This window comes from Tessaracoccus flavescens, from assembly GCF_001998865.1.
Lineage (GTDB): Bacteria > Actinomycetota > Actinomycetes > Propionibacteriales > Propionibacteriaceae > Arachnia > Arachnia flavescens.
In genome coordinates, this window is sequence record NZ_CP019607.1 from 1,851,426 (window position 1) to 1,873,757 (window position 22,332).

At 67.7% G+C, this 22,332-nt stretch carries 21 protein-coding genes and 3 pseudogenes; 10 read left to right on the forward strand and 14 right to left on the reverse strand.

Translation table 11 applies throughout. The features are described from left to right. Positions 1–169: 169 nt before the first annotated feature. Complete coding sequence (locus BW733_RS18255; protein ID WP_161490189.1) at positions 170–1,156, reverse strand: CAP domain-containing protein; 987 nt, start codon at positions 1,154–1,156, stop codon at positions 170–172. Between the two features lie 771 nt (positions 1,157–1,927). Between BW733_RS18255 and BW733_RS08785 the strand changes: the two genes are divergently transcribed. The 4 genes from BW733_RS08785 to BW733_RS08800 all read left to right on the forward strand — a co-directional run bounded on the left by BW733_RS08785 (position 1,928) and on the right by BW733_RS08800 (position 4,812). Continuing rightward, a complete protein-coding gene (locus BW733_RS08785) occupies positions 1,928–2,107 on the forward strand; it encodes a hypothetical protein (protein WP_077349745.1) in 180 nt (59 codons plus the stop codon). A gap of 326 nt (positions 2,108–2,433) precedes the next feature. Continuing rightward, the gene (locus BW733_RS08790) at positions 2,434–3,345 is read left to right on the forward strand and encodes a hypothetical protein (protein ID WP_077349747.1); all 912 of its coding nucleotides are present in this window, start codon (positions 2,434–2,436) and stop codon (positions 3,343–3,345) included. Next, complete coding sequence (locus tag BW733_RS08795) at positions 3,329–4,117, forward strand: ferritin family protein (protein ID WP_077349749.1); 789 nt, start codon at positions 3,329–3,331, stop codon at positions 4,115–4,117. The genes BW733_RS08790 and BW733_RS08795 overlap by 17 nt, the downstream gene beginning before the upstream one ends. 134 nt (positions 4,118–4,251) lie before the next feature. Then, complete coding sequence (locus BW733_RS08800; protein ID WP_077349751.1) at positions 4,252–4,812, forward strand: LURP-one-related family protein; 561 nt, start codon at positions 4,252–4,254, stop codon at positions 4,810–4,812. Positions 4,813–4,883: 71 nt separating this feature from the next. Here the strand turns inward: BW733_RS08800 and BW733_RS18945 are convergent, their stop codons facing one another. The 4 genes and pseudogenes from BW733_RS18945 to BW733_RS08810 form a co-directional block, all read right to left on the reverse strand. Next, positions 4,884–5,054, reverse strand: a complete 171-nt coding sequence (locus tag BW733_RS18945) for an HAD family hydrolase (RefSeq protein WP_202970151.1) — start codon at positions 5,052–5,054, stop codon at positions 4,884–4,886. 67 nt (positions 5,055–5,121) lie between these two features. Next, a pseudogene (locus tag BW733_RS19720) lies at positions 5,122–5,388 on the reverse strand (HAD family hydrolase); the annotation flags it as partial. Beyond that, complete coding sequence (locus BW733_RS19725; RefSeq protein WP_250638005.1) at positions 5,304–5,555, reverse strand: HAD family hydrolase; 252 nt, start codon at positions 5,553–5,555, stop codon at positions 5,304–5,306. The pseudogene BW733_RS19720 and the gene BW733_RS19725, both read right to left, overlap by 85 nt. 35 nt (positions 5,556–5,590) lie before the next feature. After that, positions 5,591–6,235 (reverse strand): DUF1707 domain-containing protein, encoded by a 645-nt coding sequence (locus BW733_RS08810; protein WP_077349753.1) that lies wholly within the window; start codon positions 6,233–6,235, stop codon positions 5,591–5,593. Between the two features lie 98 nt (positions 6,236–6,333). Between BW733_RS08810 and BW733_RS08815 the strand changes: the two genes are divergently transcribed. Both BW733_RS08815 and BW733_RS08820 read left to right on the forward strand, forming a co-directional pair. Then, positions 6,334–7,674 (forward strand): threonine/serine exporter family protein, encoded by a 1,341-nt coding sequence (locus tag BW733_RS08815; protein ID WP_077349755.1) that lies wholly within the window; start codon positions 6,334–6,336, stop codon positions 7,672–7,674. A 198-nt stretch (positions 7,675–7,872) separates the two neighbouring features. Further along, a pseudogene (locus BW733_RS08820) lies at positions 7,873–8,418 on the forward strand (helix-turn-helix domain-containing protein); the annotation flags it as partial. A 59-nt stretch (positions 8,419–8,477) separates the two neighbouring features. Here the strand turns inward: BW733_RS08820 and BW733_RS08825 are convergent. Continuing rightward, positions 8,478–9,836, reverse strand: coding sequence for an IS256 family transposase (locus tag BW733_RS08825; protein ID WP_152024621.1), 1,359 nt, complete (start codon positions 9,834–9,836; stop codon positions 8,478–8,480). Positions 9,837–9,875: 39 nt separating this feature from the next. Between BW733_RS08825 and BW733_RS08830 the strand changes: the two are divergent. Further along, positions 9,876–10,592, forward strand: a pseudogene (locus BW733_RS08830) (ISL3 family transposase); the annotation flags it as partial. Between the two features lie 102 nt (positions 10,593–10,694). Here the strand turns inward: BW733_RS08830 and BW733_RS08835 are convergent. The 6 genes from BW733_RS08835 to BW733_RS08860 form a co-directional block, all read right to left on the reverse strand. Continuing rightward, a complete protein-coding gene (locus tag BW733_RS08835; RefSeq protein ID WP_237268128.1) occupies positions 10,695–12,959 on the reverse strand; it encodes an exo-beta-d-1,3/1,6-glucosidase in 2,265 nt (754 codons plus the stop codon). Beyond that, positions 12,956–13,972: an ABC transporter permease gene (locus BW733_RS08840; RefSeq protein ID WP_077349761.1), complete on the reverse strand. Its 1,017-nt coding sequence runs from the start codon at positions 13,970–13,972 to the stop codon at positions 12,956–12,958. The genes BW733_RS08835 and BW733_RS08840 overlap by 4 nt, the downstream gene beginning before the upstream one ends. A 3-nt stretch (positions 13,973–13,975) precedes the next feature. Beyond that, positions 13,976–15,055, reverse strand: a complete 1,080-nt coding sequence (locus BW733_RS08845) for an ABC transporter permease (RefSeq protein WP_077349763.1) — start codon at positions 15,053–15,055, stop codon at positions 13,976–13,978. After that, positions 15,052–15,858: an ABC transporter ATP-binding protein gene (locus BW733_RS08850; protein WP_077349765.1), complete on the reverse strand. Its 807-nt coding sequence runs from the start codon at positions 15,856–15,858 to the stop codon at positions 15,052–15,054. The genes BW733_RS08845 and BW733_RS08850 overlap by 4 nt, the downstream gene beginning before the upstream one ends. Further along, on the reverse strand, positions 15,855–16,679 hold the full coding sequence (locus BW733_RS08855) for an ABC transporter ATP-binding protein (RefSeq protein WP_077352852.1): 825 nt from the start codon (positions 16,677–16,679) through the stop codon (positions 15,855–15,857). Before BW733_RS08855 ends, BW733_RS08850 begins: the two co-directional genes overlap by 4 nt. Before the next feature lie 87 nt (positions 16,680–16,766). Then, the gene (locus BW733_RS08860; RefSeq protein ID WP_202970359.1) at positions 16,767–18,446 is read right to left on the reverse strand and encodes an ABC transporter substrate-binding protein; all 1,680 of its coding nucleotides are present in this window, start codon (positions 18,444–18,446) and stop codon (positions 16,767–16,769) included. Positions 18,447–18,671: 225 nt separating this feature from the next. Between BW733_RS08860 and BW733_RS08865 the strand changes: the two genes are divergently transcribed. Continuing rightward, complete coding sequence (locus BW733_RS08865) at positions 18,672–19,298, forward strand: TetR/AcrR family transcriptional regulator (RefSeq protein ID WP_077349769.1); 627 nt, start codon at positions 18,672–18,674, stop codon at positions 19,296–19,298. Position 19,299: 1 nt separating this feature from the next. Here BW733_RS08865 and BW733_RS18595 read toward each other — a convergent pair whose 3' ends face one another. Continuing rightward, the gene (locus BW733_RS18595; RefSeq protein ID WP_179947108.1) at positions 19,300–19,518 is read right to left on the reverse strand and encodes a hypothetical protein; all 219 of its coding nucleotides are present in this window, start codon (positions 19,516–19,518) and stop codon (positions 19,300–19,302) included. Between the two features lie 108 nt (positions 19,519–19,626). Between BW733_RS18595 and istA the strand changes: the two genes are divergently transcribed. Then, the gene (gene istA / locus BW733_RS08875) at positions 19,627–20,934 is read left to right on the forward strand and encodes an IS21 family transposase (protein ID WP_202970152.1); all 1,308 of its coding nucleotides are present in this window, start codon (positions 19,627–19,629) and stop codon (positions 20,932–20,934) included. After that, positions 20,931–21,737, forward strand: coding sequence for an IS21-like element helper ATPase IstB (gene istB / locus BW733_RS08880; protein ID WP_077348793.1), 807 nt, complete (start codon positions 20,931–20,933; stop codon positions 21,735–21,737). The genes istA and istB overlap by 4 nt, the downstream gene beginning before the upstream one ends. On the opposite strand, the gene BW733_RS08885 is transcribed toward istB, so the two are convergent. After that, the gene (locus BW733_RS08885) at positions 21,734–22,294 is read right to left on the reverse strand and encodes a DUF6596 domain-containing protein (RefSeq protein ID WP_152024640.1); all 561 of its coding nucleotides are present in this window, start codon (positions 22,292–22,294) and stop codon (positions 21,734–21,736) included. The genes istB and BW733_RS08885 overlap by 4 nt on opposite strands. Between the last annotated feature and the right edge of the window lie 38 nt (positions 22,295–22,332).

The following is a 22,332-nucleotide window of genomic DNA, read 5'->3' on the forward strand; positions in this document are numbered from 1 at the left end:
GGCCGACGGTGCTGGCGCCGGGTGCGTGCTGGGCGCGGCCCTTCACGTGGGGTGGGTCATGGGCGGGAGACGTGCACAGATCTACCGTGAGCGCGGTTCGTGCCGATGGTGGCACCGATCGCGCTCCTCGTAGGTTTGTGCCCGGCACACGTGCTGCTGGGTGCGAAGGTCACTCGAAGATCACCATGTTGTTGAAGATCCAGCGGTCCTCGCTGCGGTGTCCGGACCCGGCGGCGACGACCACCGTCGTCCTCGTATAGGTGCGGCAGCCGTTACGCCCCGTCGCGGCGGTGTCGCACTCCGTCCGCCATGGCCTTCCGCCACTGGTCCAGGTGACGCTGACACCGACCTTTCCCTTTGCCGCGAGCGGGTTGCCCGCCCACAGACGGCGAGGCGAGGGGGCGTAGGTGAGGTTGTTGAACATCCAGCCGTCGCGCGTCACGTAGCGACCGCCGTCGCGCTGGGTCTGGCTGGCCCAGATCTCGGTGCGGCACCGCTTCGTCTGCGAGTACTTCTCGCACACGGTGCGCCACAGGCGGCCATTGATGTTGTGGGTGCCAGGGGTGAGGTAGACGTTGACGTTCGACTTGGGAACCGTCCGGGAGGCGAGCCATTCGGCCCCCGTCCGGTAGGTCGGCCCGGCGTCCTTGGGATCGGCGTAGAAGTTGGTGGTGGCGAAGAGCCAGTCGCTGTTGTCTGCGTAGGCGAAGCCGATGGCGATGGTGGTGTAGTTGCGGTTGAGCAGGTTGGTCCTGTGCCCAGACGAGTCCATCCAGCGACCGACCAGGTCTGCGGCCGTCTCGCCCCGGAACCCTCCGATCACATTCTCGGCCCAGTTGCTACCGCCGCGCCGGATGTCGTCGGCGTCGTTGTGCCAGATGGTGCCGTTGTCCGCCGCCGCCATCGTGTTGGTGAACGGCTGCGTCACGCGCAGCGAGATCGTCGGGCTGAAAACGAGCGCTGGCAGCCCGTGCTCGCGCCGCTGACGGTTGTGCTCGTCGAACAGGTCGGCGATCATCTGCGCGTTCTCCGACTGCACCCGGGCGGGAGCCCCGACGGCGTGCGCAGGCGACAGCATCAGGAAGGTGAGGAGGGATGCGATCGCGACGAGTACCCCCATACCCGCCATCGGTCGCCGGATCTGGGTGGTACCCATGTGCGTGCGCCTTCGGGGATGTCCGCACCCAACCTTTGGGCTGCGGACGTCTGCGGCCGCGGCATCGGCCGCGGTCTTTTCAGGTCCCCAAGGCGCCGCCTGCAGACCGCCCTGGACGAGCGGGCGACACCCGATGGCGGAAAAATAGCGCCCCAGAACCGCCCGCGCAACAGGTCCTGTCAGGCCAGGGGATGAACCGCGCGGGAGTGAGTGACTGGCCACCTGGACATCACGGAGGCAGGTGGCATCGACGTCGCGGAGTTGGAGCGTCACTGGCCGACCGGTCGGGCCTGGGCCGCTCACGCCGAACGCGCCGACAGCGGTGACGTCACCTTCCTCGTCGCCTGGGATGGTGGCGCACCCGTCGGCGCGGGGCTTGTCCGGCCACTGTGCAGGTCTACACCGCGGCCCTGGTGGCGCACCCGTCGGCGCGGGGCTTGTCCAGTGGGATGGGTGCGTCGGAGCCAAGGCGCGTCCGTCTTCCCGTCTGTGACTGAACGCAACCACCTCCACGCGCGTGAACAGCACAGGGCTCGCGGAGTCGGGAGCCGGCTGATTAGGAGCGGCGAGCGACGTGCAGCCCCGCGCGAAGGGGCTGTCGGGCCCGATGAACGGGTACACAGGACGAACCGGGGCCCACCCAGATCGGCGACTGAAAATGGAACTCGACGGCGAACGTCTGACTAGGGGTTTTAGGTCCAGCTCGGGCGGGTGGTCCGGCCGTTCTGGCCCGGGCATACCTTTGCCTCAAACACTCCCGAAAGGCCGGTCATGTTCACACTTCGACCCGCAGGCGTCGCGCTCGTAGGCTTCAGCTCGGCCCTGGTCCTCTTCATCGCGGGAGTCAACGTGTGGGGCTCCGAGTTGGCGCTCACGTGGCCGATCCTGCCGATCGCCGCCGGTGCGGGGATCGCCATCATCACGATCGACAAGCTGCGAGGCGAGCAGTAGCTACCACTCCGACGTCGCGTCGCGAGCGAGGATCAGCTCTCGTCAGTGCAGGCAGCGTGAGTCGTGACCAGTCGACGTCGACAATCCGGCGGCTCGGAGGCTCTATCTGCGCCTGGGCTACCGCCCGACGGGAGTGCTGAACGAATGCACCTATCGCTATCTGGGCCCGGACTGCAGGGAGCTGATCGCGTCGGAGACCTCCGAGATCCTGGTCAAGGAACTTCCCACCCGTCCAAGGGCATCGCGACCGTGGCCGACCGGGGCAGGGACCGCTAATCTAAGTTTCGAGCGTAAGCGTTGCGACTGGATCGAGCTTGGAGGCCCACGTGGCGACGAAGTCCCCGCAAACCGTCGCGGCGACACTGCCCGGCTACGCCGGAGGACGGCGCCATTCAGTGGCTGCTGGTTCCCTCACGCTGTTCACCGACTTCGACGTCGCCGCCTACACCCACGCCGCCCGCGGCCGGATCCCCGTCGACAAGACGTTGGTCGGAGAGCTGGCCGACGACCTGCGCGCCGACCTCGGCTTCCTCTGGCGCCTCGACAGCGCCGCCCTCTCCGAGACCCGAGCGCTGCTTGCCAGCTGGACCGGCAACGAGGGGCGGGTGACGGCGTTCGTCGCAACCTGGGCGTACGAGCGGCTGTGGCTCGCCCATGCGGTGCGTGACCTGCTGACCGCCGACGGTTCTGCGCTCCCCGAGCCGCTCCGCAGGGTCGACCTCCGCGCCAAGGCCCGCGGCTGGTACGTCGAGCGCGCACTGCCGATGATCGTTCCCGTCTGGACCTCGATCGTCGGCGAGAGCGTCACGGCCGGGCAGCTTGCCAGGCTCGCCGTCCAGGAGGCCTCGCTACAGGCCGCCTACGCCGCGCTGCTACCACGGCTGGACGGTGAGGCGCGCCGGGTCGTCGAGGTGATCGTTGAGCGGCGCGACGAGATGATCCGCTTCTTCCGCATGGAGTCCTCGGCCCGCATCTCGCGCTCCCCGCAGGAGGCGAGGATGGCGCGCTGGCACCTCGGCGAAGGCTGGCGGCCGTTCCGCGTCGTCGGCGTCGCCGATCCCGACGAGCGGCGCGCCCTCTCCTCGATTTTCCGATCCGGGGATCACCGCGCAAGACTTGACGAGGCCGACGCCGACCTGCGGCGCCTGCTGCTCGAACGCCCCACCGGATTCTGGGGTGCGGGCGCACCCACCCCCGGGCTGCTGTCGAGAAAGGAACGCCGTGGCGTTCGACCTTGAGAAGTACGCGGAGACCTCCGACCGCGTCCGGTGGGAGGACCTCGACCTCGATCTCTTCGAGGAACAACCCCTTGACGCGGAGACGCTGCGGTCGCTGCGCTACATGTGCGACGTCGAGTACCACACCTCGTGCTACCTGCGGGACCTGCTCGTCACCCGCTCGCATCGAGAGGACGAGGCAAGAGGGTTCATGACGACGTGGAACCGCGAGGAGTTCTGGCACGGCGAGGCGCTGTCGGCCGTCCTGAACCGCCACGGCATCGTCGTCGACTACGACGAACTCAAGGCAAAGCGGATCAAGCTGGGGTGGCAGCTCGCGCTCGGCCCGGTGAAGCAGGCGACCGGCTCCAACCTCGTCGGAGACGACTTCATCGCCGTGCACATGACCTGGGGCGCCGCGAACGAGCTCTCCGCCGTCGCCGCCTATCGACGCCTCGCCGCCATGAACGACCACCCCGTCCTCTCGCCCCTGCTCGAGCGGATCGCCAAGCAGGAGACCCGACACGTCGCGTTCTACACGACCCAGGGCCGCGCCAAGCTCGAGGAGTCCACGCGAGCGCAGAAGATCGTGCGGTGGGTGATGTCGAAGGTGTGGCGGCCGGTCGGCTCCGGGATCATGGACGACGCCGGGATCAGGCACGTGATGAATCACCTGTTCACCGGCCAGGGCGGCGAGCTGGACAAGCTCGACCAGCGCGTCCAGCGCTTCCCCGGCCTCGACGGCATCACGATCTTCCGCACCGCATTCGAGAAGATGGGCATCGTCCTGTGAGGGTGACCCCCGGTCGTTGATAGTCTCACGCGTCGAAATGTTGCCCTGAACCAGGCGGCCGACCCACCGGAGCGGGGCACGTGCGACACGACACCCGACGACGCCCAGGCGCCGCCGACCAGACGAGGAGCCACATGCAGCATCATCCGAAGTTCTACATAAAGCAGCGCATCACCATGATGGTCAACCGCTACGAGATCCGGGCCGCCAACCCCGACGGCAGCGAGGGTGCGCTCATTGCGCTCGCCCAGCAGAAGCGGATGGCGCTGAAGGAACAGGTCACCTTCTACGCGGACGAGGCGAAGACGCAGCCGCTGTTCTCCTTCAAGGCGCGCAAGGTGATGGACCTGAACTCGGGCTACGACATCACCGACCCTGATGGCAAGCCGATCGCGTTCTTCAAGAAGGACTTCGGCGCCTCGCTGCTCCGCTCGACCTTCCTCCTGGAGGGCCCGGGCTACGAGGGGAAGGGCCAGGAGGAGAACCAGGTCGTCGCGATCCTGCGCCGCTTCGTCGACTTGCCGTTCCTGCCGATCCACTTCGTCTACCACGACAACCAGGGCAACCAGCTGCTGCGCATCGAGCGTCAGTTCGCACTGCGCGACCGCTACACCGTCACCGTCCCGGACCCGAGGATCGACTACCGCGTCGCAGCTGCGCTCGGCGTCGCCATGGACGCCCTGATGGGTCGCTGAGTTTCCAGCCGTCGCCTGTCGGTCACGCACGAGCGGGCCGACGGACGACGACGGGCGTTCGCGACGCCGGATCAGGCAGGCAGGACCAGCCCAGGCAGGTCGTCCATCCGCGTGAACACCGCAGCGACGCCGAGTCCCAACAGCGCCTCCCCGGCGAGGTAGGTCGGGCCCTCGCCCGCGAAACCGAACACCGTCGAGCCCGCGGCGATGCCCGCCGCGACACCCGAGGCCGAGTCCTCCACGACCGGCCGCCGTCGCCGGATCGATGCCGAGCGTCCTCGCGGCGGCCAGGTAGACGTCAGGGGCGGGCTTGCTGCGCTCCCGTTCCATCCCGCTGAACACGTTGTCGCCGAACACGTCCGTCAGCCCGGCCATGGCCAGCTGCATCTCGATCTTTCCGCGGTCGGCGCCGGAGACGCAGGCGACGGGGAGACGCTCCGCGACCGTGCGGACCGCCTCGACCGCGCCCGGGACGGATTGCAGCCGTTCCCTCAGGGCGACGTCACGCCTGGCGCGGAAGGCGAGGATCCAGTCCTGGTCGATCCGGTGCCCCGTGTGGCGTAGATGACCTTCCACTCCTCGATGAACGAGCGGCCGACGAAGCGTCTGATCGCCTCCTCGTCCGAGATGTCCCAGCCGAGCTCCTGCAGCATCTCGCGCAGGACGGCGTTGGCGATCGGTTCGGAGTCGACCAGGACGCCGTCGCAGTCGAACAGGACGGCCGAGAAACGCGGAGTTGACACGGCTTGCACCTTAGCCGCTCAGACGCCGGTCGCGTTCAGCCGGCCAGGCCCGCCCTGCGGAGCTCGCGCGTCGTCGCATAGCGGGCGTTGAACGACGCGCCCGCCGAGCCGCGCACCACGATCCGGGGGAGGCCCGCCTGCGGCCGGGTCGGGATGGCGGTGCTCACCAAGCTCATCGCCGACGGGAACGAGGTCACGTCGACGCCCCACCCACGCGGCACGACCAGAGTGAGCCCGCCCAGCCACGACGAGGTCAGCGTCATGTCGATCACGGGACTCAGGGGACGCGCCTGCAGGAAGTCAAGCAGCACCGAACCTTGGGAGGCGACGACCTCGATGAACGGTGGGACGTCCCACTCCCCGCGGATCTGCCGCGTCTTCCACCAGTGCTCGCCCTCGAACAGCAGGGGGGTGTCCCAGCTCATGCCCGGAGCGCTGCTGACCGGCAGCAGATCGGAGACCGTCGCCTCGAGCGCTGCACCTGGCAGCAGGTCGTAGAGGACGCTCGCCAGGTCGTCGCGGGTGCTGGCCCTGAGCACGGCGTCGCTGCGTGCCTCCAGTTCCTCGAACCGGAGCCGCTCGTCTGCTGCCGCGTCGCGCAGCGCGGCGAGCGCGCGGTCGCGTTGGGCCGGGGTGATCCGGACGTGGCCGTCGGGCAGGGCGATGTCATCGGTCGGCATCTGACAGATCCTAGGCCGGAACGGGGTCGACAAGGCCCGATGCCGACGGCGTCCGGCCGGTTTCCTTCCGTGACATGGCGGATGAAAACATGGTGCCCATGTCTGACGGCCGCTCCACTCCCGAGGTCCGGGAACTCAACCTCATCCTCGATCTCGGGCTGAGGATCGGCGAGGTGCTGCTGTCCTCGGGCGGTGGTGCCGCGGACGTCACCGCGTCGATGCAGGTGGTGGCCCAGCACCTGGGTGTGCAGCGTCCCGAGGTCGACGTGACCTTCACCCAGCTGTCGATGAGCTACTCCTACGACCCCGAGGAGATGCCGATCACGCTGGTGCGGCGGGTCAAGCAGCGCGACATCGACTACGAGGACCTCACCCGGGTCAACCAGCTCGTTATCGACATCATGGCCGATCGGGTCGACCTGGCCGAGGCGCGCAGCCAGATGGCCTCGATCGTCTCGACCCCGCACTCGCTTCCACGCTGGGCGGTCACCGTCGCCAACGGCGCGATGTGTGGCGCCGTCGCCGTCTTCCTCGGCGGCGGCCCGATCGTCACCGCGATCGCGTTCGTCGCCGCCATGGTGATCGACCGGGTCCTCCTGCTGTTGTCGCGCCTGCGGCTTCCGGGCTTCTACGTGCAGGTCGCAGGCGGCACCATCGCGACGCTGTTCGCCGTCGCCGCGGCCGCGTCGGGGCTCAACGTCGACCCGAGCCTCGTCGTGACGGCCAACATCATCATGCTGCTGGCGGGGATCGGGTTCATGGGTGCGCTTCAGGACGCGCTGACCGGCTTCTACGTCACAGCCGCCGCCCGCATGATGGAGGCGCTGCTGGCCACGGCGGGCATCATCGCGGGGGTCAGCGGCGGGTTGGCCTTCGCCGGGCTGTTCGGCCTCGAGATCGGCTATCTCGAGCCTGGCCGTGCCGGCTGGGAGGAGATGCCGGTTCTTGCGCTGGGCGCCGCCGCCTGTGCCGCGGCCTTCGCCGTCGCCGTCTACGCACCGTGGAGGGTCGTCGTGCCGATCGCGGTGATCGCGCTCGTCGCTGCCTGCCTCGACCGCCTCATCGCGAACTTCGGGCTCGGGCGCCCCTGGGGTGCCGGTGCAGCCGCGCTGGGCATCGGCCTTGTCGCCTACGCCGTCGCCGGCCGGGTGAAGGTGCCGCCGCTGGTGATCGTCGTGCCTGCGATCGTGCCGTTGCTGCCCGGCCTGTCGATCTACCGGGGGCTCTCCCTGCTGACGCAGGGCACCGAGGCAAGCTCCGCGGCGGGCATGCTGGCGATGATGACGGCAGCCTCTGTCGCGATCGCCCTTGCCGCAGGGGTGATCCTCGGCGAATGGGTCGCGCAGCCGCTCAAGCGCGAGGCGCGACGTCTCGAGACCCGCCTCGCCGGCCCCCGCCTCGTCGGTCCCTTCCGCGCCCGGGGGCGTCGCAAGACCTGACAGGCGCTCCGTCGCGGGTGAGGGAAATGAGCACTTTTCCGGCTCTTGTTACCGATGTGTGGGTCGGGGGTGAGGGACACGCCGCTTCTGGCTAGGTTCTTGTTTGTCTAAGAACAGGACCTGAAAGCGAGAAGCGGCGTGCTTGGTTCCAGGGTATGTGCCCGGCTGGTTGGTGTCGAGAACACGGTCGTCGAAGCGATGGACTTCGATGAGGTATCGGGAGATCTGGTGGTGCGGGTCAGGCCGTTCAAGCGGTGCATGAACCGGTGCGGGATATGCGGGAGCCGGAGCCCTCGGTTCGACAGGGGCCGGGGACGTCGTCGGTGGCGCAGCCTGGACGCGGGAACTACTCGGGTGTTCCTTGAGGCCGACGCTCCGCGGGTGTCGTGTCCTGCCCACGGGGTGGTCGTCGCGCAGGTTCCGTGGGCTCGTCATGGAGCCGGTCACACCTGCGAGTTCGACGCGCAGGTCGCCTGGCTGGTCACGCAGTGCTCGAAACGTGGTGTCAGTGAGTTGATGCGGATTGCCTGGCACTCGGTTGGAGCGATCATTGAGAGGGTCTGGGAAGACACCGCGTCAACGTTTGACCGGTTCGCTGACCTGACCAGGATCGGTGTCGATGAGATCAGCTACAAACGCGGCCACAAGTACCTCACCGTGGTGGTCAACCACGACACCGGGCGCCTGGTCTGGGCCGCTCCTGGACGTGACAAAGCGACGCTGAACCAGTTCTTCGACGAGCTCGCCGCGTCCGGAGAGAGCTTGTCAAGTTGTTTGTGTAAGTGGTGGTCTCCGGGGGTGGTTTAGAGGTAGGGGTTGATGCGGTCGGGGTAAGCGATGGCGAGTTGGGCCAGGGCCTGTTTCCAGTTCGTGGTGATTTGTCCTTCGACGAGGCGTCCCTCGGCGACGCGTTTCTCGCCTCGGCCTCGGCCGCGTTCCTTGGCCCGGTCACGTGCCCTCTTGTCCTCGATGTTGCAGATCGCCAGCCAGAGGAGTTTGACCGCGGCATCGTCGGAGGGGAAGTGGCCCCGGTTCTTGGTGACCTTGCGCAGTTGGTAGTTCAACGACTCGATCGCGTTGGTGGTGTAGATCACGCGACGCAGCATCGGCGGGAACGCCAGGAACGGCACGAACTTCGTCCAGGCATCCTCGAACACGCGGATCGAGTGGGGATTCGCCTTCCCAAGCTCCGAGGCCGCGAACGCGTCCAGAGCGGCTCTGGCGGCGTCCGCGTCGACGGCCTGGTAGATCGGCTTCAACGCCGCCGCCATGGCCTTGCGGTCCTTGTAGGACACGAACCGCATCGCCGCGCGGATCAGGTGGACCACGCAGGTCTGGACCGTCGATTCGGGCCAGGTGGCCTCGACCGCTTCGGGGAACCCGCTGAGCCCATCGACACACACGATCAGCACGTCCTTGACGCCCCGGTTCGCGAGCTGCGCGCAGACCCCGGCCCAGAAACGGGCACCCTCGGTGGCCTGGATCCAGATCCCCAACACGTGCTTGATGCCGTCCATGTCGACCCCGACAGCGATATGGGCGGCCTTGTTCCGGACATGGGCCCCGTCGCGGATCTTCACCATGATCGCGTCGAGGTAGATCACCGGATAGAACGAGTCCAACGGGCGCTGCTGCCAGGCCAGGACCTCATCGGCGACCTCGTCAGTGATCTTGGAGATCGTCTCCCGGCTGATCTCAGTGCCGACCGTGGAGACCAGATGATGCTCGATATCGCGAACCGTCATCCCGCCCGCATAAAGGGACACGATCATGTCATCCAACCCGCCGACCCGGCGGGAGCCCTTCGGGACCAGCATCGGGGTGAAGGTCCCGTCACGGTCCCTGGGGATCGCCAGATCCACGTCACCGACGCTGGTGGCCACCGTCTTGGCTGAGGAGCCGTTACGTGAGTTCGGGAACGCCGCCGCATCGGGATCGCCCTTGTCGTATCCGAGGTGCTCGCTCAGTTCGGCCTGGAGTCCGCGTTCAAGGCCGGCCTTGATCAACTGCTGGATCAGGCCATCCCTGCCATCGAACTGGACCTCGCCGACATCGATACGGGCATAGAGATCATCCAACGCTCCAGAGGCCTCCAACGCCTCCACGCCCGCCCTCTGAGCACGGCGCCGTTCATCACGAGACTGCTTATCAATCATGGACATCAGTGTGTCTGCTTCCTAATCAGGAGCCACCCCTTACACAAACCATCTGACACCCTCTCCGGAGACGCTGCTGGCCAGGACCGGGTCGCGATGATCAGCCACGTGAGCGCTGACGGGGCGAACTGGATCAAATCAGTGATCCGGAACCGCTGCCCCAGGGCGGTGCTGTGTGCTGACCCGTTCCATGTCGTGAAATGGGTCACCGAGGCCCTCGACACGGTCCGCAGACAGGCCTGGAGCGCAGCGACCGGACGCCGCCGTCACGACCCTGAAACAGGGCAGCAGCCCCGCTCTGTCGGGCAGGCTCAACGCCTTCAGCATTCCCGGTTCTCGATCTGGAAGAACCCGGAGAACCTCACTGCTAACCAGCAGGTCCAACTCGACTGGATACGAACGTCTCACCCCACCCTGTTTCGGGCCTACCTGCTGAAAGAAGCCATGCGCACCTTGTTCAAACTCTCCCCCCAGGAAGCCCCGGCAGCGTTCGATCACTGGATCAGTTGGGCCCGCCGCTCACGCATCCCCGCGTTCGTCGACCTACAACGCCGGATCATGAAACACCGCGACGAGATCCTCGCCTCGATCACCCACGGTCTATCCAACGGACTGATCGAATCAGTCAACACCAAGATCCGACTGATCACCCGAATCGCGTTCGGCTTCCACGGACCCGAACCCCTCATCGCCCTCGCGATGCTGAACCTCGCAGGCCCCAAACCCAGCCTCCCAGGCCGCCCACGACCCACACATCCATGAATAGAGCCACTTTTCCGGACTCGATGCGGATCTGGGGCAGTGTGAACGCTGCCATGATCAACGAACCCGGACAAGTGCTCAAGTCTCCCTCCCGGCCACCGCTCAGGCGACGGTGAACGTCGCCCGGAGCAGACGCATCCGGTCGGACGACGGGCCCACCCGGAGCTCGAAGTCGCCAGGCTCGACGATCCGGTTTCCCCTCGCGTCGACGATGGTGCAGTCGGCGACCGGAACCTCCAGCTCGACCAGCCGCGACTCGCCGGGCGCCAGCTCCACCTGGCGGTAGGCCTTCAGCTCCTGGTCGGCCCAGCTGGCCGACGTGACGGTGTCGCTCACGTAGACCTGGACCGTCTCCAGCGCGGGGCGAGCACCGGAGTTGGTCACCCGCACGGTCGCCCGCACCACGTCGGACGGCGTGAGCTCGGCCTGCTCGATGCGCAGGTCCGAGTAGTCGACGCTCGTGTAGCTCAGCCCGTGCCCAAACGGCCACGCGGGTGCCTGGGTGAGGTCGGCGTAGCGGTCGCCGTGCTGGCCGCGAATCTGGTTGTAGTAGGTGGGCTGCTGGCCGACGTGCCGCGCGAACGACACGGGGAGCCGACCGCTCGGCTCCACGAGCCCGAGCGCGATCTCGGCCACCGCCTGACCGCCCTTCATGCCGGGGGAGGCAGCCCAGATGATCGCCGAGGCGCCCATCGCCGACGGCGGCAGCACAAGCGGCTTCGAGGCGAGCAGCACGACGACGAGCGGCTTGCCTGTCGCGGCCAGGGCGTCGAGCAGCGCGATCTGGCCGCCGACCAGCTCGAGGGTCGCCGTCGAACGACCCTCGCCGACCAGCTCGATCTGGTCCCCGAGGACCGCCACGACGTAGTCGGCCGCCTCGGCCTGGGCGAGCGCCTCCGCGATCAGGTCCTCGTCCGGCGCGCAGGGACGCACGACGGGGTGGCGCGGCTGACCGTCGGGGAAGAACGGGCCATCGGGGTGTTCCTCCAGCGTGACGATGTCGGCGCCGCGGGCGTGGGTGACCTGCCAGCCCTCTGGAACGTGGCGACGGAACCCGTCGACGACGGTGGTGATCATGTCGCGGGGATGGCCGTCGGGCAGCCAGCCTGCCTGGCCTGAGCTGCCTGCCCAGTCACCGAGCTGCGTCTGGGCGTCGTCGGCGAGTGGCCCGACCACGGCGACGGTCCGGACGGGGGCATCCTGAGCGTCGCCGTGGCCAAGTGGAAGGACGCCGTCGTTCTCGAGCAGGACGATCGCCCGACGGGTCAGTTCGACGTTGACGGCCTCGTGCTCGGGGGTGGCGATCTCGGTGGCGATCCGCTCTGCGTCGGGGCGGCGCGCGTTCTCGAACAGGCCGAGCTCGAACTTCACCCGCAGGATCCGGCCGACGGCGCGGTCGAGGTCGGACTCCTGCAGCAGTCCCGACTCGATCGCGTCGAGCGCACCCTGGAAGAAGCCGGGGGTGGTCATCACCATGTCGTTGCCTGCCTTGACGGCGGCGGCGGCCGCATGGGGGTAGTCCGGCTGGATCTGCTGCTCCCAGACCATCCGGCCGACGTTGTCCCAGTCGGTGATCAGCATGCCGCCGTAGCCCCACTCACCGCGGAGCACGTCGGTCAGCAGCCAGTCGTTGAGCGTGATCGGCACGCCGTCGGTGGTCTGGTAGCCGAGCATGAAGGTGCCGCATCCCTCGCGGGCGACCCGCTCGAACGGGGGAAGGAACCAGGAGCGCAGCTTCCGGTGGGAGAGGTCGGCCTCGCTGGCGTCGCGGCCGCCCTGCGTCTCGGAGTAGCCGGCGAAGTGTTTGGCCGTCGCGAGGATCGCCCGCTCATCGGTGAGCCCGTCGCCCTGGTAGCCGCGCACCATCGCCGAGGCGAGTTCGCCGATCAGGAACGGATCCTCGCCGAACGTCTCGTCCACCCGTCCCCAGCGCAGGTCGCGAGTGATGCAGAGCACGGGGGAGAAGGTCCAGTGGATGCCGGTCGCCGCCACCTCGACGGCGGTCACGCGGGCTGCCCGCTCGATGAGGGCGGGATCCCAGGACGCGGCCATGCCGAGCTGGGTGGGGAAGATCGTCGCGCCCTCCCAGAACGAGTGCCCGTGGATGCAGTCCTCGCCGACGAGCAGCGGGATCCGCAGCCTGGTCTGGTCGGTCAGTTCGTGGGCCCTCAGCACCCGCTCGGGTGAGGTGTGCAGGATCGACCCGACGTGGCGTTCGAGCACGAGCTGCTCGAGGTCGTCGCGGGCGTCGAGCTGCATCATCTGCCCGACCTTCTCCTCCCGGGTCATCCGGGCAAGCAGGTCGGCCACACGCTCGGTGACTGGGAGGGTGGCGTCGAGGTAGCTATCGACGTGCTGGGTGGTCACTTCTGTTCTTCCTTCTTCAAGGCCACGGGGCGGACCGCCGTGACTGCAGAGTTGGCATTGACGCCCTGCTTGCGCAGTGCCCGTGCACGTTCACCCGCCGAACGCAGGCGGGGGTTGACGTACTCGTCGATGCCGAAGTTGATGAGCGAGAGCGCGACGCCGATGGCGGCGATGCACAGGCCCGGGGGCAGGTACCACCACCACTGGTTCTGCCGGAACGCGCCCTGCGCGGCGGCCCAGTTGAGGATGGTGCCCCAGTTGTAGGTGGTCACCGGGATGACGCCGATGTACGAGAGCGTGGTGAGGCTCAGGATGGCCGCGGTGACGGTGCCGACGAAGCTGGCCGCGATCAGGGCCATCAGGTTCGGCAGCATCTCGACGGCGATGATCCGACGCAGCGGCTCGCCGTTGGCCCGCGCGGCCTGGACGAAGTCGCGGTTGCGCAGCGACATTGTCTGGGCACGCAGGACGCGCGCGCCCCATGCCCAGCCGATGATGCCGAGCACCGCGGCGACGACCCACAGCGGCGGGTCCTCGAACATGGTGGCCACGATGATGATCAGGGGCAGCCCCGGGATCACGAGGAACACATTGGTCAGGGCCGAGAGGGCCTCGCTCTTCCAACCGCTGATGTATCCGGAGATGACACCGACGGTGATCGCGATGACGGTGGCGATCGCGGCGGCGAGGAAGCCGACCACGATCACGCCACGGGTGCCGAAGATCACCTGGCTGAACACGTCTTCACCGAGGTGGGTGGTGCCGAGCCAGTGTTCGGCCGAAGGCGGCTGCAGCCTGGCCTTCGGGTCGACCGCGGTGGGAGAGGCGGGCGCGATGACGTCGGCGAAGATCGCCACGAGGATGAAGACGCCGAGGATCACAAGGCCGGCGATGGACTTGCCGTTGCGGAACATGGCGAACGCGGAGCCGAGCTTCGTGAGGAAGCCCTGCTCGTCGGGGGTGTCGCGGGGTGGAGCGACGACGGGGTTCTCGAGGGCAGCGGGAGTTGTCATGGCTCAGGCCTCCGTCTGGCGCGTGCGCGGGTCGAGGAACGCGTAGGCGACGTCGGCGAAAATGTTGGCGACCAGCACCGAGATCGTGATCACCAGGAACACGCCCTGCATCAGCGCGTAGTCCTTTCCGTTCGTCGCGTCGAGCAGCAACTTGCCGATGCCCGGATAGCTGAAGACCATCTCCATCACGATCGTTCCGCCGACGATGAAGCCGAGCGAGAGCGCGAAGCTCTGGATCTGGGGGAGCACCGCGTTGCGGGCGGCGTACCTCCACAGCACCCGCCGGTCGGGCATGCCCTTGGCCTGCGCGACGGTGATGTAGTCCTCGTCGAGGACGGTCAGCATCATGTTGCGCATGCCGAGCATCCAGCCGCCGAGTGAGGCGATCACGATGGTCAGGGCGGGCAGGGTGCCGTGCCGGATCACCTGCCCGATGAACTCGAGCGAGAGCTCAGGGCTCATGCCGACGCCGTAGGCCTTGCCGATCGGGAACCACTTGAGGTTCACCGAGAACACGGCGATCGCGAGCAGTCCGAGCCAGAAGTAGGGGATGGTGCTCAGGAAAGTGGTGATGGGGATCATCACGTCGAGGCGGCTGCCCCGGCGCCATCCGATGAGCGCGCCACCCACGGTGCCGAGGGTGAACGAGACGATGGTGGCGAAGCCGACGAGACCCACCGTCCACGGAAGGGCCCCCGCGATGACCTCCCCGACCGGGCGCAGGCCGTGCAGGAGCGAGACGCCGAGGTCCCCGCGCAGCAGGTGCGACCAGTAGTCGAGGTACTGCTGGGACAGAGTCCGGTCGGTGTCGAGGCCGAGCAGGGCGCGCAGCGCGTCCGCAGCCTCAGGAGAGACATTGCGGTTGCGGGAGAGGTAGGCGTCGACGGCGTCGCCCTTCATCATCCGGGGCAGGAAGAAGTTGATCGTGATCGCGGCCCACAGGGTGAACAGATAGAAGAGGGCGCGGCTGCCGAGGAAGCGCCACGGGATGCGCGAGCGGCCCTTCACGGCCTTCGTCGCGGTGGTGCCGACCTCGAGCGCATCTGGCTGTGGATCGGTCAACGTTGGCTGGACGGCGCTCATCGCGCTCCTCCGTTCTTGGCCAGGGCGGCGAAGTGCGCCTCCGGGTCTGGCGAGGCGGCGCGCAGTTCGCGGGTATAGGGGTCCTGGGGGTTGAGGATGACGTCGTCGGCCGGGCCGTGCTCCACGATCCTGCCCTGGTTGAGCACGATGATCTCGTCACTGAAGTGGCGGGCCGTCGCGAGGTCGTGGGTGATGTAGAGCACGCCGAGCGCCTCTTCGCGCTGCAGGTCGGCGAGCAGGTTGAGCACTCCGAGCCGGATTGACACGTCGAGCATGGAGACGGGCTCGTCGGCGACGAGCAGCTTCGGCCGTGAGGCAAGGGCCCGCGCGATGGCGACCCGCTGGCGCTGGCCCCCCGAGAGCTCGTGCGGTCGGCGGTCGATCACGGTCTTCGGGTCGAGCCGCACGCGCTCGAGCAGACGGCGCACTTCGGCGTCGGTCTCGGCCTTCGGCACCACGTTGTGCAGCCGGAGCGGCCGTTCGATGTGGTAGCGGATCGAGTGGTACGGGTTCAGCGAGGCGAATGGGTCTTGGAAGACCATGCGGAGCTGATGCCGGTAGGCGCGCAGTTCCCGTCCGCGTCGGGGGATGGGGGAGCCGTTGAGCAGCACCTCGCCGGAGGTGGCCCGTTCGAGCTGGGTGAGGATCTTCGCGATCGTCGACTTGCCGCTGCCGGACTGGCCGACAAGGCCGATGGTCTGCCCGGAGGAAAGCGTGAAGCTCACGTCGTCGAGCGCCTTGAGCGTTCCCGCGCCGCGCACGTTGTAGATCTTGGTGACATTGACGAACTCGAGAGTGCTCATCGCACCAGCACCCCCTTCTCGCCGGTCAGCCGGGGGAACGAGGACAGCAGCGTCCGGGTGTACTCGTCACGCGGGTCGTTCCAGATCCGTTCGGCCGTGGCCAGCTCGACGATCTCGCCGTCCTTCATGATCGCGATCCGGTCGCTGATCTCGAGCAGCAGGGGCAGATCGTGGGTGATGAAGATGACGGAGAAGCCGAACTGGCGCCGCAGCTGGGAGATCTGGCGCAGGATCTCGCGCTGCACGAGGACGTCGAGGGCGGTGGTCGGCTCGTCCATGACCATCAGCTGCGGCCGCAGCGCCAGCGCCATGGCGATCATGACGCGCTGCCGCATTCCTCCCGACAGTTCGTGGGGATAGGAGCGGATCCGCTGCTCGCCGACCTTGACCAGCTCAAGCAGTTCCTTGACCTCGGCAAGACGCTGCCTGCGGTTCATCTCGGGCCGGTGCACCTCGAACACGTCCTCGAGCTGCCTGCCGATCTGGACGACCGGGTTCAGCGCATTCATGGCGCCCTGGAAGACCATCGAGATCTTGTCCCAGCGGAACCGGCGCATCTCCTCGGCGTCGAGGGAGTTCACGTCGATCGCCTCGCCGGAGGCGTCGTTGAACAGGACCGAGCCGCTCGTGATGACGGCCGGGGGCTTCAGCAGGCGCTGGATGCCGTAGGCGAGGGTGGTCTTGCCGCAGCCGCTCTCGCCAGCGAGGCCGAGAATCTCGCCGCGGTGCAGGTCGAGGCTGACGTTCTTGACCGCCTCGACGGGCGGGTCGACGTCGTAGACGACGGAGAAGTCTTGTACGGACAGGAGCGTTTCACTCATCACACGGGTGTCGCTTTCGTGCAGCGGATGCACCGGGGGTGGACGCACGCAGGCGCATCTACCCCCGGGTACGTGTTCCGTTGGGGACTAGGCCGTTGCCAGCTTGGTGAGAACGAGGACGATGCCCGGCTGCGTCGGGTCACCCGAGGCGTACTGGTCCTCCTCGGACGGCCAGCCGACGTAGTTGCGGGTGTTGAACTCGCCGAGCAGCGGGTGGGCGCCGAGCGGGATCGCGGGCACGTTCTCGACGAACCCGGTCTGCATTGTCTTGAGGGCCTCCTTGCGCTCATCTTCATTGGCGGCGTTGGCGTAGGTGTTGAGCGCCTCGGTCACGGCCGGGTCGTCGAAGCGACCGAAGTTGAACTGGGCCTTGTTGTCGACGATCCACTTGGGATCCATCGTCGAGGTGTAGAGGCCGTAGGCGTTGCCCGTGTCCTCGAGCCAGTGGATGATCGCCTGGAAGCTGCCCTCCTGGCGCGCGGCGTCCCAGCCACCCCAGTCGGGCTGGTCGACCTTGACCTCGATGCCGAGGGCCGACTTCAGTTCCTCAGCGAGCAGCGCCTGCTCGGTGTTCCAGTCGCTCCAACCAGCGGGGACGGAGATGGAGAAGGACACCGCCTCGCCATCGGGATCGATGAGCTTCTCGTCCTTCCAGGTGTAGCCGGCGTCGGTCAGGATCTGCTTGGCCTTGTCGACATCGACGGAGTAGTTCTTGTCCGCGTACTCGGGGAGGATCTCGTCCTTGAGCAGGTCGCCGAGGCCGGTCACGTTCCAGATCGCCTCTGAGGCGCCCTCACGGGCGATGTCGACGTAGGCGTTGCGGTCGATCGTCCAGGCGAGCGCCTCGCGCAGCGCCTTGTTGTTGAACGGCTTGGTCTGCAGGTTCATGAAGAGCGTGCCCGCGCCGGCGGTGGGGGACACGAGGAACTTGTTGTTCTCATCGGCGGCCAGGTAGCTGTCCTGGATCTGGGGCAGGAAGGCCTGCGCCCAGTCGGCCTCGCCGGAGACGAGCGCCGTCGTCAGGGCGGCGTTGTCGCCGTAGGAGACGTAGTTGAGCTCGGGGACGGCCAGCTCGCCGCCCCAGTACTCGGGGTTGGCGGTGAGGGTGACCGACTCGGTCGACCAGTTCGACAGGACGTAGGGGCCGGTGCCGACGGCCTGGCCCTCTTCGGTCAGCGGGTCGGTGTTCGGGTCGGCGATGTTCTCCCAGATGTGCTTTGGCACGATCGGGTGGTGCAGCACGCGGGCCTGGGAGGTGAACTTGGAGTTGCCGAAGGTGATCACGACCTTGTCGCCGTCGGCCTTGACCTCCTTGATGTTGTGGGCCGAGGTGTCGTTCAGCTTTCCGGTGCGGACCATGTCGAAGCTGAAGATCACGTCGTCGGCGGTGAAGTCGGTGCCGTCGCTCCACTTGACGCCCTTGCGCGGGACGACGGTGAGCTGCGTGTAGTCCTCGTTCCACTCGACCGACTCGGCGAGCCACGGGGTGGTGCCGAGATCGCCCGTCGGGTTGACGAGGGCGAGCGGCTCGAAGATGACCTTGCCGTAGGCGTACTTGGAGGCCGACGAGTCGCCCAGGTAGGGGTTGTGGGACTCCGTCGTGATCGCGCCGTCAGGCTTGGCGATGGTCAGGGCCGCCGTGCCGACACCGCCACCGGCGGTCTCTCCACCGCTGGCATTCGAGGTCGGCTGGTTGCTTGGGGCGGGATCCTCTCCGGTCCCACACCCGGCCAGGGTGAATACCGCCGCTGTCGCGACGGCGATCAGGTCTTCAGCTTCATTGCTGCTCCTACGTTGAGGCCCGGGTCGCTTGTGACGGGCCGCCGATCTTGTCGCACTGTTCTGGTGAAGGTGCTGGGGCTATTCTTACTGGCGAGTAAGTAAGTAGCAACCCCCTGGGCGAGAATCGTTGCCGTTTCGTGATGCAGTAAGCTCGCCAGCGCCGTCAAGGCGTGGTCAAGGGGTACCGGTGCGAAGAGGCAGAGTGTACGCATGAGGAAGAAGACTGGGGCGAGGCCCGAGACGCTCGTGCGGCGAAACGAGATCCTCCGGGCCGCAACCGACGTGTTCGGCAGCAAGGGTTCGGTCAACGGAACCCTCGCCGAGATCGCCGACCAGGTGGGCATGACGCACGCGGGCATCCTGCACCACTTCGGCTCGAAGACCCAACTGCTGCTCGAGGTGCTGACCTACCGCGACAAGACCGACGTCGAGCACTTCACCGAGCAGCACATCCCCGGCGGCATCGACCTGTTCCGGCACCTCGTCAACACGGCCATCGCCAACGCGGAAAGAGCCGGCATCGTCCAGGCCTTCGTCGTCCTCTCCGGAGAGTCGGTGACGGCCGAGCACCCCGCTCGCGACTACTTCGCCCATCGCTACGCGACGCTCCGCGAGGAGATCGTCGAGGCCTTCACACAGGTGTGTGAGGAGCGTGGGATCACGGACCCGGGCCCCGTCAGGCACGCCGCCGCGAGCATCCTCGCCGTCATGGACGGCCTGCAGGTGCAGTGGCTGCACGATCCTTCCGCGGTCGACCTTGCGGAGTCGACGCGCTTCGCCATCGAGGCGATCGTCTCCGCGACGCTGCACCCCGCGGCGAGCGACCTGGCCGAGTGAGTCAGACGGGGTCCGCGCGGCGCCGCAGGAGCTCGATCTCGGCCAGGTTCTGCGTCAGGTCTGCTGCCCGCAGGAACTCTGCGCGTGCCTCGTCGCGCCTGCCGAGCCGGGCGGGGAAATCCGCCCTGACGGCCAGCTCGTAGTGGTCCTGGGCGTCGGTGTCGGTCTCGGTGACGGCGCTCACTGAAATTCCCCAGTTCTGCTCATCGAAATTCCTCACCCTGGGTCGCTCCGCCGCATGAGGCGGGCCCTCCCCGAGACTGGTGGTCTCTGACCACACACCACCTCGAGGAAGGCCCTTGTTCTTATGCTCTCAGAAAGGAGCAGCGTGGATATCCACGCTCTGAAACGGCAGGGGATGACGATCAGCGAGATCGCCCGCCGCACCAACCATGACCGCAAGACGATCCGCGCGTACTTGAACGGGGACCGGGTCCCGGGGCGGCGGCAACGCGCCGTGCCGGACTCGTTCGAGGCGTTCGTCGACTACGTGAGCGCGCGCCTATCGGAGGACCCGCATTTGTGGGCGGCGACGTTGCTCGACGAGCTGCGCCCGCTGGGCTACGCGGGGTCGTATCCGACGTTGACCCGACAGATCCGTGACCGCGGGCTGCGGCCGGCCTGCGCCGCCTGCGCGCACGTCACGAAGCGTCCGAACGCGGTCATCGAGCATCCGCCGGGTGAGGAGACCCAGTTCGACTGGCTCGAGCTGCCCGATGCGCCCACGCACTGGGGGTTCCCGACGAAGAAGGCGTTCCTGCTGGTCGGCTCGCTGGCCCACTCGGGGGTTTGGCGGGCGGTGCTCGCCCCGTCGATGGATCTGCCGCACCTGTTGGCCGCGATGAGCACCTTGCTGCGTCTGCTGGGTGGGCTCACTCGCGTGTGGCGCTTCGATCGGATGCGCACCGTGCTGGACCCGGTCACGGGGGATCTGACGGCGATGTTCGCCGGGTTCGCGAAGCACCACGGCGTCCAGGTGGTCGCCTGCCGGCCCCGCTCCGGCAACCGCAAGGGCGTGGTCGAGAAGAATAACCACACCGCCGCGCAACGCTGGTGGCGGACTCTGCCCGACGAACTCACCCTCGAGCAGGCCCAGGCCGGTGTCGAGGCGTTCGCCCGCCGACAAGACCAGCGACGCCGGGAAGACGTGTCCGGGTGGAGCACCGCGAAGGCGATGTTCGCCGCCGAACGGCTCCGAGCGTTGCCACCGACGGTGTTCCCGGTGATCCTCACCGAGGAACGCACCGCCACCCGGCAGGCGCTGATCGACTGGCGCGGCAACCGGTATTCCGTCCCACCCGAACTCGCTGCCGGGAAGGTCGTCGTCCATCACCGCCACGGCAGCGACACCATCGACATCGCCACCCTCTCCGGCGCGGTCCTCGCCCGACACCGAGTCGCCGAACCGGGCCTGGGGGTCACGATCCGCGACACCGGACACGTCACCGCCCTCGAAACGATCGCCCTCGCCTCGGCACCGCCGGGACGCTCCCACCGCCGCAAGGAACGCATCCCACCCGGCGCCACCGCCCTGCGCGCCGCCGCCGTGCTCACCGGCGCCGCGGAACCGCTCTCGACCGTGATCAGCCTGGCCGCCTACGAGCAGGCCGCGAAGAACAGGAACACCCTCCCATGACCACCACCACGAACACCGCCGCCAGCGTCTACCAACAGCTGCGCAACCACCTCACCGACCTGAAACTCGCCGACGCCGCCGACGCCCTCCCGAAGGTGCTCGACCAAGCCCAAACCGAGGGCTGGAGCCTCACCCACACCCTCGAGCACCTACTGCGCATCGAGGTCACCGCCACCGAAGCCCGACGCCTCGCCGGCCGGTTCCGTTTCGCGAACCTCCCCACCGGCGCCACCCTCGACGACTTCGACCTCGACCACGCCTCCGGCATCGACCGAAACCTGCTCACCGAACTCGGCACCTGCCGCTACCTCGACACCGCCACCAACATCCTCCTCATCGGCTCACCCGGCGTCGGGAAGACCCACATCGCCACCGGCCTCGGGCACGCCGCCGTCACCGCCGGCTACCGCGTCTACTTCACCTCCGCCGCCGACCTCGCCGCCCGCTGCCACCGCGCCGCGATCGAAGGCAAGTGGTCCACCATGATGCGTTTCTTCGCCGGTCCGACCCTGCTCATCATCGACGAGCTTGGCTACCTCCCGCTGCCCGGCGAGGCCGCCTCAGCCTTGTTCCAGGTCATCAACCAGCGCTACCTGAAGACCTCGATCGTGATCACCACGAACCGGCCGGTCGGAGCCTGGGGCGAGATCCTCGGCGACACCACCGTCGCCGCCGCCATGCTCGACCGGCTCCTCCACCGCTCCGTCGTCATCACCCTCGACGGCCCCTCCTACCGACTCCGCAACCACCACGCCGCAGCCGACGAACTACGCCGCGCCACAACCGGCACCAACCTGCGCTAACCTAACCCCGCGACCTGAGGAACTTCGACGAGCAACTCTGGGGAAATTCGCTGAGCACCGTCATCGGCGAGCGCCGCCTCAGGACCGTGCAGGTGTCCGACCGCGACGATCCTCGCCCTGCGCGCCGCGTCGCTCGGCTCGGCCGCGATCAACTGGTCGTAGAGGGTCAGGATCTGGGCCCAGTCGGTGTCCTCGTCGCGCTCGGCATCGCAGTGCACGGCCTGGATCGCAGCCTGATACTGGAACGGCCCCGGACGGTTGGCGGCCAGCAGCGCGCGGACAAGATCGTGCCCCTCGGCGATCATCGTCGCGTCCCAGAGGCTGCGGTCCTGCTCGGGAAGCGGGACGAGTCGACCGCCCTGTCCGATCCGCGCCGGTCGGCGGGCCTGGAGGAGCGGCAGCAGCGCGAGCAGGCCGGTCGCCTCGAGATGGTCCGGGACGTGCCGCACCACCACCCGGGCGAGACGCAGAGCCTCCTGGCTGAGGTCGAAGCGGCTGAGCTCGCCTGCCGTCGTGACGTAGCCCTCGTTGTAGATCGCGTAGATCACGGTCAGCACCACGTCGATCCGGTCGCGGACCCGCTCCGGCGCCGGAA